The sequence below is a fragment of the Actinomycetota bacterium genome (genome assembly GCA_036280995.1).
Classification (GTDB): Bacteria; Actinomycetota; CALGFH01; order CALGFH01; family CALGFH01; genus CALGFH01.
Genome location: DASUPQ010000858.1, coordinates 1 through 5,869 on the forward strand (window position 1 = coordinate 1; position 5,869 = coordinate 5,869).

7 protein-coding genes are annotated in these 5,869 nt (G+C 72.8%); 5 read left to right on the plus strand and 2 right to left on the minus strand.

Going from position 1 to position 5,869, the window contains the following annotated elements; translation table 11 throughout:
- The coding region (locus VF468_28820) for a hypothetical protein (protein ID HEX5882290.1) at positions 1 to 521 on the plus strand (521 nt) is incomplete at its 5' end.
- A gap of 11 nt (positions 522 to 532) precedes the next feature.
- On the opposite strand, the gene VF468_28825 is transcribed toward VF468_28820, so the two are convergent.
- Complete coding sequence (locus VF468_28825; protein ID HEX5882291.1) at positions 533 to 853, minus strand: cupin domain-containing protein; 321 nt, start codon at positions 851 to 853, stop codon at positions 533 to 535.
- Between the two features lie 56 nt (positions 854 to 909).
- Between VF468_28825 and VF468_28830 the strand changes: the two genes are divergently transcribed.
- Positions 910 to 2,418, plus strand: a complete 1,509-nt coding sequence (locus tag VF468_28830; GenBank protein HEX5882292.1) for a leucyl aminopeptidase — start codon at positions 910 to 912, stop codon at positions 2,416 to 2,418.
- 114 nt (positions 2,419 to 2,532) lie between these two features.
- Here VF468_28830 and VF468_28835 read toward each other — a convergent pair whose 3' ends face one another.
- Complete coding sequence (locus VF468_28835; protein HEX5882293.1) at positions 2,533 to 3,021, minus strand: hypothetical protein; 489 nt, start codon at positions 3,019 to 3,021, stop codon at positions 2,533 to 2,535.
- A gap of 165 nt (positions 3,022 to 3,186) precedes the next feature.
- Between VF468_28835 and VF468_28840 the strand changes: the two genes are divergently transcribed.
- From VF468_28840 to VF468_28850, 3 genes are read left to right on the plus strand one after another with little or no spacing between them, the layout of a single operon-like run.
- Entirely contained in the window at positions 3,187 to 4,347 is a 1,161-nt protein-coding gene (locus VF468_28840) for a glutamate--cysteine ligase (GenBank protein HEX5882294.1), read from the plus strand.
- The gene (locus tag VF468_28845; protein ID HEX5882295.1) at positions 4,344 to 5,582 is read left to right on the plus strand and encodes an amidohydrolase; all 1,239 of its coding nucleotides are present in this window, start codon (positions 4,344 to 4,346) and stop codon (positions 5,580 to 5,582) included. The genes VF468_28840 and VF468_28845 overlap by 4 nt, the downstream gene beginning before the upstream one ends.
- Before the next feature lie 4 nt (positions 5,583 to 5,586).
- Positions 5,587 to 5,760, plus strand: a complete 174-nt coding sequence (locus VF468_28850; protein HEX5882296.1) for a hypothetical protein — start codon at positions 5,587 to 5,589, stop codon at positions 5,758 to 5,760.
- Positions 5,761 to 5,869: the final 109 nt, after the last annotated feature.

Consider the following 5,869-nt stretch of genomic DNA (forward strand, 5'->3'; position numbering starts at 1 on the left):
AGGTCGACCCGGCCACGGCGCGGATGATCGACGTGTACCTGGCCATGCTCGGCCACCTGGTGCGCGAGCGCGCCCACGGCGTCGCCGGGACCGAGGTCCTGTACCTGGCCGACCACGCCGTCCCCGAGCTCCAGGAGACCGGCATCCCCGAGCACGAGAAGCGGACGCCGGCGCCGGCGTCGCGCTCGACCGCCGAGTTCCCCGCGCCGCTGCGGCGCTGCCTGGAGGCGGCCCGGTTCGAGGGCCTGCCCCGGATCCGGCTGGTCGAGGACTGGGACGACCCGGCGATCCCGAGCGAGCCCGTTCCCGGGCAGTACCGGTCGCCGGGCGACCCGTGGCGCCGGATCGCCGGCGGCCGCCTCTTCTACCTCGGCGGGGTGCCCGACCGCGGCGACCGGCTCGCCCTGGCGGCCAGCTCGGCCGGCGCCCTCGGCTTCGACTACAGCGGCGGCCTGTTCGTCCTGGAGCGCCGCGCCGGTGCCTGGCGGGTCACCGACCAGGCTCGCTACTGGGTGTCCTGAGCGGCCGGCGTTCAGGCCAGGCGGGGGCCGACGAACACCAGCAGGACGGCCGGTTCGGGGCCGAGGTTCTTGAGGGCGTGCTTGGACCCGGCGGCGGCGAGCACGGCCTCGTACTGGCCGGCCTCGGCGGTGTCGTCGTCGACCCGGACGAGCACCCGCCCGGCCATCACCACCAGGACCTTGTCGGAGCCCTCGTGGACGTGGAGCAGCTGCTCCTGCCCCGGTTCCAGGCAGTAGAGGTCGGTCAGGGTGCGGTCGGTCTCGAACACCCGGTGCTTGGCCATGCGCCGCTCGTCGAAGGCGATCAGGTCGGCCAGTCTGGTTCGGTCCATGGGACTGCTAGCCTAGCTCCTTGCCGCCACCTGCACCGACGGAGGGACGAAGGTCCATGAAGGTCACGCTCGCCAAGGCCGACGCGGTCAGCGCCAAGGCCGATCTGCTCGCCGTGCCGGTGTTCGCCGGCCCGGAGCTGGGCCCGGGCGCCGAGGAGGCGGTGGCCGCCCTGGGGGCGCCGGTGGCGCCGCTGCTGGAGGCGCGCGGGTTCACCGGCAAGGCCGGCGAGGCGGCCGCCCTACCGACCCTTGGCCGGCTGCCGGCCACCGTGCTGCTGCTGGTCGGGATGGGGGAGCGGGCCAAGGTCGACGCCGAGGTGCTGCGCCGGGCCGCGGCCACGGTGGTCCGCCAGGGCCGCGGGGCCCGCAAGGCGGTGACCACCCTGACCCAGGCGCTGCCCGCCGACCCGGCCGGCGCCGTGCAGGCGGTGACCGAAGGGGCGCTGCTGGCCGCCTACCGCTTCGACAAGTACAAGCACGCCCAGCAGGCCAAGACCAACGGGTCCCCGCGGCCGGCCGAGCTGACCGCCCTGGCCCTGCACACCGGCGGGGGGCGAGGGTCGGGCGGGCTGGCCGGCGCCCTGGCCGCCGGGCAGGTCCGGGCGGCCGCCACCAACCTGGCCAGGGACCTGTCCAACGAGCCGGCCAACGCCCTGCACCCGGCCGACCTGGCCGCCGCCGCCCGCAGGCTGCTGGCCGGCAAGGGCGTCACCGTCAAGGTCAAGGACGAGAAGGCGCTGGCCGCCGAGGGCTTCGGCGGCATCATCGGGGTCGGGCAGGGCGCCGAGCACCCGCCGCGCCTGATCGAGCTGCGCTACGCCCCCAAGGACGCGGTCGGCCAGGTGGTCCTGGTCGGCAAGGGCATCACCTTCGACTCGGGCGGGCTGTCGCTCAAGCCGGCCGACTCGATGAAGACCATGAAGACCGACATGTCGGGGGCGGCGGCGGTCCTGGCCACCATGAGCGTCCTGGCCGACCTGGACGTCAAGGTCGGTGTCACCGGCTACCTGGCCTCGGCCGAGAACATGCCGTCCGGCCGCGCCACCCGCCCCGGCGACGTGCTCACCATGAAGAACGGCAAGACCGTCGAGGTCCTGAACACCGACGCCGAGGGCCGCCTGGTCATGGCCGACGCCCTCGCCCTTGGCGCCGACGCCAAGCCCGACGCGATCATCGACGTCGCCACCCTCACCGGCGCCTGCGCGATCGCCCTCGGCAACCGCTACACCGGCCTCATGGCCAACGACGAGGCCCTGGCCGCCGAGCTGCTGGACGCCGCCGCCGAGGCCGGCGAGCCGACCTGGCGCCTCCCCCTGCCGCCCGAGTACCGCAAGGACATCGAGAGCGACCTGGCCGACCTCAAGAACGTCGGCGACCGCTACGGCGGCGCCCTGTTCGCCGGCCTGTTCCTCCAGGAGTTCGTCGACGGCCTCCCCTGGGCCCACCTCGACATCGCCGGCCCCGCCCGCGCCGAGTCCGAGGACGGCTACCTGGCCAAGGGCTCCACCGGCGTCACCGTCCGCACCCTGCTCACCTGGCTCCAGGGGCGCAGCGCCGCCGGCTGACCCGGTCGGGCGTGCCGAGCAGGCCCGCACCGCGGGCCGGGCCCCCGGACGGGAGGGTAGCCCCCGGCGGGAAGGCGCGCGACCGGCTGTCCACAGCCCCCACCAGTTGACGGCTTACGGGTCGGGCCCCTGGGCGCGAACGCGCTTGACGGCGACCAGGGCCGTGCGCAGCTCGCTGATCCAGTCGGCCTCGTGGGTGCCGACCAGCCGCACGCACCAGGCCAGGGCGTCGCTGCGGCTGCGGGCGACCCCGGCGTCGATCAGGGTGTCGAGCACCCGCCGCTCCGGCAGCCGCAGCCGCGTCATCACCGGCACGCTCAGGGTGGTGAACAGCAGCCGCTCGTCGCCGCAGTCGACCCCCCACGACACCTTGCGCCGGTAGCGGCGCTCCAGCTCGGAGGCGAGCAGCACCCGCGGCTCGCGGGTCTCCTCCCGGAACCGCCGCGCCCGCTCCACCGGGTCCTCGGCCCCGTCGGGCAGCCGGCCGACCACGAGGATCTCCTCCCCGTCGGCGGTCACCTCCGGCGGCCCGGCGAACCAGGTCCCGGGCAGCCGCCGGACCAGCCAGGCGGTCACCTCGCGCACGACCTCTTCCTGCTGCATTCTCATTACAGTATTACGCGTAGCGGGTGCGGACAATGACGTCCAGGGCTGCGGACAAATGTGGGAAACCCGCTCCGACAAGCGGTTTCGACCGGCTTGCTTTTCCACATGGGCAATCTGGGCCGGTATCATCCCGACAACGGCAGCAGACAAGGGGAAGCCCCCGTGCAGATCGATTTCAGATCTTCGGAGCGGTCCAGTCTCGGTGTGGAGGTCGAGCTCGAGATCGTCGACCTGGAGACCCGCGAGCTTCGCAGCGGCGCCTCGGAGGTGCTGCCGTTGCTCGGGCACGACCACCCCAACGGGGAGCACCCCAAGGCCAAGCACGAGCTGCTCGAGTCGACCGTCGAGATCATCACCGGGGTGTGCACGACCGTGGACGAGGCCCGCCGGGACCTCGAGGGCACCCTCGGCGAGCTGTACCCGTACATGGACGAGCGGGGCATGGGGCTGATGTGCTCCGGCACCCACCCGTTCTCGGACTGGGCCAAGCAGGAGATCAGCCCGAGCCCGCGCTACGCCCAGCTGATCGAGGACATGCAGTGGATGGCCCGGCGGCTGCAGATCTTCGGCATCCACGTCCACGTCGGCGTGCGCTCGCCCGAGAAGGCGGTGGCGATCGTCAACACCCTCACCATGTACATCCCGCACTTCCTGGCCCTCTCGGCGTCGAGCCCCTTCTGGAAGGGCGCCGACACCGGGCTGGCCTCCTGCCGCAGCAAGGTGTTCGAGGGCCTGCCGACGGCCGGCGTGCCCTACCAGCTCTCCGGCTGGGACCAGTTCGAGCAGTTCATGGACACCTTGATCTCGGCCAAGACGATCCACACGATCCGCGAGGTCTGGTGGGACATCCGGCCACACCCCGGCTTCGGCACGGTCGAGCTGCGCATCTGCGACGGCCTGCCGACGATGGGGGAGGTCGCGACCGTGGCGGCCATGAGCCAGTGCCTGGTCGACCGGCTGAACACCTTGATGGACCGGGGCTACACGCTGCCGGTCCCGAGGAGCTGGATCATCCGCGAGAACAAGTGGCGGGCCGCCCGGTACGGGCTCGACGCCGAGATCATCCTCGACGACGAGGGCCGGCTCCAGCCGGTCCGGGAGGCGATCGAGGAGCTCGTCGAAGAGCTGACGCCGGTCGCGCGCCGCCTCGACTGCAGCGACGAGCTGCGCAACGCGCTCGCCATCATGGAGCGTGGTCCGAGCTACATCCGACAGCGTGAGGTTATTGCCGCGGGGGGCGCCATGACCGACGTCGTTGACAGCCTGGTCACGGAGCTCCGCACCGATCGCCTGACGCCCACACCAAAGCCAGCCATACCGTGACTCTCGACCTCTCAGCGTTCCTGGCCACACACAACCCCGAGCTCATCCACCTCCGGCGCCACCTCCACGCCCATCCCGAGCTCGGCAAGGCCGAACGCCAGACCACCGCCCTGGTCGCCCGCCGCCTGGAGGCCGTCGGCCTCCGCCCCCGCCTGCTGTCGACCGGGACGGGGCTGATCTGCGACATCGGCGACGGTGACGGGCCGACGGTGGCCCTGCGGGCCGACCTGGACGCGCTGCCCCTACAGGACGAGAAGGACGTGCCCTACCGCTCGACCGTCCCCGGGGTCTGCCACGCCTGCGGCCACGACGTGCACACCACCATCCTGCTCGGGGTCGGCCTCGCCCTGGCCCAGCACGCCGACCGGCTGCGGGGCCGGGTCCGGCTGGTCTTCCAGCCGGCCGAGGAGTGCCTGCCCGGCGGCTCGATCGACGTCATCGCCGACCGGGTGCTGGAAGGGGTCAGCGCGATCTACGCCCTGCACTGCGACCCCAAGCTGGAGGTGGGCCGGCTCGGGGTGCGGGTCGGGGCCATCACCGCCGCCTCCGACCAGGTGGACGTGCACCTGACCGGGCCGGGCGGGCACACGGCCAGGCCGCACCTGACCGCCGACCTGGTCTACGCCATCGGCCGGGTGGTCACCGACCTGCCGGCGGCGCTGTCACGCCTGGTCGACACCCGGGCCGCCCTCAACATCACCTTCGGGGCGATCGAGGCCGGCACCGTGCACAACGCCATCCCCACGACCGCCGTGGCCAGGGGCACCCTGCGGGTGCTGGACCGCGCCGTCTGGGGCGAGGCCCAGAAGCTGGTCGAGCGGATCCTGGAGGCCACCGTCGCCCCCTACACCCAGATCAGCTACCGCCTCGACTACCAGCGCGGCGCCCCCCCGGTGGTCAACGACGAGGAGGCGACCGCCGTCTTCGCCACCGCCGCCCGGAGCGCCATCGGCGACGAGGCCGTCCTCAACGCCCCCCAGAGCATGGGCGGGGAGGACTTCTCCTGGTACCTGGAGGAGATCCCCGGCTCCATGGCCCGCCTGGGCGTCCGTATCCCCGGCACCGACCTCGACATCCACGCCGCCTCCTTCGACGTGGACGAGCGCGCCATCGCCGTCGGCGTGCGGATCCTGGTCGAGACGGCCATGCAGGCCCTCGACCACTACGGCGCCGGCCAGCCCGAGGGAAGCCGTTTGCGCGCCGTGCCGCCGGGCAGGGTAGGGGTCGGGAGGTGATCCCATGAGCACCGATGCCGGTTCCGGGTTCGACAACCAGGCCGCGGGTCGCGACGCCGGCGACGAGCTCCTCCAGGAGGAGACCGGCCATCTCCTCGGCGAGGACGCCGACGACCGCGCCCTCGAAGAGGAACGCGAACGCAAGCAGTCCCAGGAGAACGTGAACGAGGCGTTCTGACTCGCCGCCTGCGGCTAGCGGTCATTGGGCGTTCAAGCTGCCGCCGTCCCTGCTCCATGTGGGGGGAGCTCGCTCCCTCCACGGCCCCCCAACGGCGCCTGTGCCATGG

Coding starts and splice junctions, on each gene's coding strand:
- VF468_28850 (HEX5882296.1), top strand. CDS start 5,587: ATGAGCACCGATGCCGGTTCCGGGTTCGACAACCAGGCCGCGGGTCGC.
- VF468_28835 (HEX5882293.1), bottom strand. CDS start 3,021: ATGCAGCAGGAAGAGGTCGTGCGCGAGGTGACCGCCTGGCTGGTCCGG.
- VF468_28830 (HEX5882292.1), top strand. CDS start 910: ATGAAGGTCACGCTCGCCAAGGCCGACGCGGTCAGCGCCAAGGCCGAT.
- VF468_28825 (HEX5882291.1), bottom strand. CDS start 853: ATGGACCGAACCAGACTGGCCGACCTGATCGCCTTCGACGAGCGGCGC.